This window comes from Martelella sp. UBA3392 (assembly GCF_002358775.1).
Classification (GTDB): Bacteria; Pseudomonadota; Alphaproteobacteria; order Rhizobiales; family Rhizobiaceae; genus Martelella; species Martelella mediterranea.
The window spans coordinates 1-3,699 of sequence record NZ_DEPM01000251.1; the positions used below are offsets into that span (position 1 = coordinate 1).

Annotated in this window: 2 protein-coding genes; both read right to left on the bottom strand. The window is 66.8% G+C overall.

The annotated features are described in order from the left end of the window. Window positions 1-73: 73 nt before the first annotated feature. On the bottom strand, window positions 74-2,140 hold the full coding sequence (locus B4E36_RS19930; RefSeq protein ID WP_292059151.1) for a hypothetical protein: 2,067 nt from the start codon (window positions 2,138-2,140) through the stop codon (window positions 74-76). After that, window positions 2,140-3,699, bottom strand: a 1,560-nt coding sequence (locus tag B4E36_RS19935; RefSeq protein WP_345900736.1) for a DUF4159 domain-containing protein, incomplete at its 5' end; no start/stop codon positions are given. The genes B4E36_RS19930 and B4E36_RS19935, both read right to left, overlap by 1 nt.

Here is a 3,699-nt window from a genome sequence, read left to right on the forward strand (position 1 = left end):
TCTCCCTCAAGGGGAGAGATTGTTGGGCTGAGGCGCCGCATTTTCGAAGCGGCCTTTTCGCTTGCTGCACAGCTCAGCTCCGCCCCTCGCGCCACCATGTGGCGGAGATCAGCGCGAGGAGTGCGGCAAGGCCGAGTAGGCCGTTGAAGAGCGGCAGGGAGCGGATGCTTTCAAGCCTCGTGTCGGCGGTTTCCACGATCGGCATGTAGCTGTCATTTCCAGGGCGCACCGGGCCGCTGACCAGGCGGATCGGCGGCATGCCGTCGGCGATGCGCCGGGTCAGCCCGCCGGTTTCGCCGGAAAGCGGGGCGAGGGTGTCGGTGGTCGAGATCATGCCCTTGAATTCCGGCGCATCCGGATCGCCGACATTGACGAGGCGCTGGAGATCGCCGTTCGCAACGGTGAACAGCCCCATCTCGTCGACCCGGGTTTCGCCCCGGTAGAGACCGGGCTCCGCTTCGGTGAGCGGGACCGTGATGCTCTGGCCGGAAGGCGTGGTCACGGTCGCGTCCGGCGCGCCGTCTTCCATGGTCTGGCGGGTGATAGTCAGCGTCTCGCCATCGACGGCGGCCGAAAGCGTTTCCTCCTCCAGCGCCGGTTCCTTCATCAACCAATGGGCGATGCGACGGTAGAGCGGAACATAGGGGCCGCCGCCCTCGAAACCGCGCGCCCAGAGCCAGCCCTGGTCGGAGAGGAATTCGGCGACGCGACCTTCTCCCTCGCGGGATAGCACCAGCAGCGGCGCGCCGTCGACGGCGGTCATGACGGTCTCGCCGCGCGCGGGACCGACCGGGATCGAGCGGAACCAGCGGCCCCAGGCGGGCGGCTCGGAACCGCTGCCGGGCAGGTCGCGGGTGACGGGATGGCGCTCGCCGGTCTCGGAGATTTCGGGATAGTAGCCGCCTTCGGCAAGATCGCCGGTCGGTATCGCCGGCAGCACGGCGGAAAGCGGGGTGTCGGCGATCGACTCAGGGCCGGCGATCTCCGGTCCCGCGGCCACAAGCAGCGCGCCTCCGTTCAGCACATATTGCGCGATATTGTCGTAGTAGAGCAGCGGGAGCACGCCGCGGTTCTGGTAGCGGTCGAAGATGATCAGGTCGAAATCGTCGATCTTGTCGACGAACAACTCGCGCGTCGGGAAGGCGATCAGAGAAAGCTCGTTGATCGGCGTGCCATCCTGTTTTTCCGGCGGGCGCAGAATGGTGAAATGCACAAGATCGACGGAAGCATCGGATTTCAAAAGGTTGCGCCAGGTGCGCTCGCCCGAATGCGGCGACCCCGAGACCAGCAGCACGCGTAAGTTCTCGCGGATGCCCTCGACGATCTGGACGGCGCGGTTGTTGATGGTGGTCAGTTCGCCATCGACCGGCGCGACGGAGAGTTCGAGAATGTTCTCGCCGCCATTGTCGATGTCGAAGACATAGCGCGTCGGCAGGTTGGTGCCGACAAGCATTTCGGCCGCGACTTCGCCATTGATGCGGGCCGTCACCTTGGCCGGGCCGCTGGTGTGTTCGTCCACCGGTCCGTCATCGACCACGGTGAATTCCACCGGCAGGCTGTCGCCGACGAGGCCGAAGCGCGGCGCCTCGTTGATTTCGATGCGGCGGTCATATTCGCTGTCGGCACCAGTCACCAGGGCATTGAGCGGCATAGCGCCGGGAAGACCGCCGGCATCCTCCGGCAGGTCGTGGATCTGGCCATCGGTGATCAGGAAGGCCGCGCCCAGCCGGCTCGGCGGCACATCGCGCACGGCCTCGGAAAGCGCGGCGAAGGCGCGTGTTTCGGCACGGCCGTTTTCGTCGGCGGTGGCAACATCGACCACCCGGGGCTCGATCATCGGATCGTCGGCGAGCCTTGCCTGAAGGGCGGCAAGCGCCGCGTCGGTCTGGCTCTGCCGCTCTCCTGTCAACTGGCTCTGGCTGCGGTCAACCACGATCGGCACGATGGTCGTGAGCGCCGAGCGCTCCTCGCGGCTGATGGTCGGATTGGCGAGCGCCGTCACCAGCAACAGGCCGGCGGCGGCACGCAGCGTGGTCGCCCGCATGCGGGTGAGGTAGCCGGCAACCATCAGCGCAAGCACGAGGGCAAGCGCGGTATAGATCGCCCAGAGCGGCAGAAGCGGTGCGAAGGTCAGCGCCATTATTGCCCCAGCCTTTCCAAGAGGGCAGGGACGTGCACCTGGTCGGCCTTGTAATTGCCGGTCAGCATGTACATCACGATGTTGACGCCGGTGCGATAGGCATATTGGCGCTGCATCGGGTTTTCCGGCACGGTCGGTAGCATCGGCGTCGAATCGGGGTTGATCGCCCAGGCGCCGGCGAAATCATTGCCGGTGATCAGGATCGGCGAAACGCCGTCGCCGCCGCTGGTGACGATATTGCCGGCGGCATCCTCGCCGGCGCGCGCCTCGACCCAGAGCGGCGAGCCGTCATAGCGGCCGGGGAAATCGGAGAGCAGGTAGAACGAGCGGGTCAGGACGTGATCCTCCGGCACGGGTTCCAGCGGCGGCACGTCGATATTGTCGAGGATCTGGCGCAGCCGCTCGGTGTTGGCGCTGACCGCGCTCTGGCCGAGCGGCGAATACTGGTCGCGGGTGTCGAACAGCACGGTCCCGCCATTGCGCATATAGGCCTCGATCCCGGCAATCGCCTCTTCCGACGGCATCGGCGCCGTGGCCGAGATCGGCCAGTAGATCAGCGGATAGAAGGCCAGTTCCTCGCTTGCCGGATCGACGCCTATCGGATCGCCGGGCTCCAGCGCCGTGCGGTAGGAGATGTAGTCGGAGAGGCCCTTCAGCCCGCGTTCGGAGATGCGGTCGACTTCCTCCTCGCCGGTGACGACATAGGCGAGGTGGGTTTCGTAGAGCAGATCGGCGATCGCCGCATCGTCCATCTGGGCATGAGCCGGCGGCGTGGAGCCGAGATAAAGCGGGATCGCTAGGGCGCAGGCGGCAAGGAACGCGGCGGACATCACGGCCCGGCGCGGGCGCAAGCCCCGGAACGCGCCGTTCATGGCCAGCATGATGATGCCGTCGATGATCAGCAGCGCCATCGCGGCGGCCAGCAGCCAGGGTTTCAGGCTGAAGGCGCGGGCATCGCCGATCGTCACGGATCTCACCGCATCGCCGAAGCCCGAAATATCGACCGGCGCGAGTTGATCGCCTGCCGCAAACAGGTTCAGCGCCGTGAAGCCATCCGGCGAGCCATAGAGGCCGGGCGGGTGTTCCGCCGTTGCCGCCGTTGGCCCGCCGGGAACCGGAAGCGGCTTGGCGTTGGCCACGTCGCTGGTGAGCGTGCCGTTGGCGGCGAGCAGGCGGTACGGCGACAGCAGCGAAACCGCATCCCCCTCTTCGGCCTGTCCCGCCCGAGAAAGGTTGACGATCCGGCGCAGCATCTCGACGAAATAACCGGAGATCGGCAGGTTCGACCAGTTGGGATCGGCGGAGGTATGAAACAGCACGATCCGGCCCTCGCCGAGCGCGCCCTCCGTCACCAGCGGAGTGCCATCGGCAAGGCTTGCCCAGGTGTGATCGGACAGCGTCGGCGCGGGCTCGGCCAGCACCTGGCGGGTGACGGTGATGTCATCTGGAACCGGCAGGCCGTAGAACGGGCTTTCGGGCGGAAACGGTGCCAGCGGCTGCGGCTCGCTCCAGCTCATCGCGCCGCCGAAGGCGCGCGCGCCGGAGCGCAGCCGCACCGG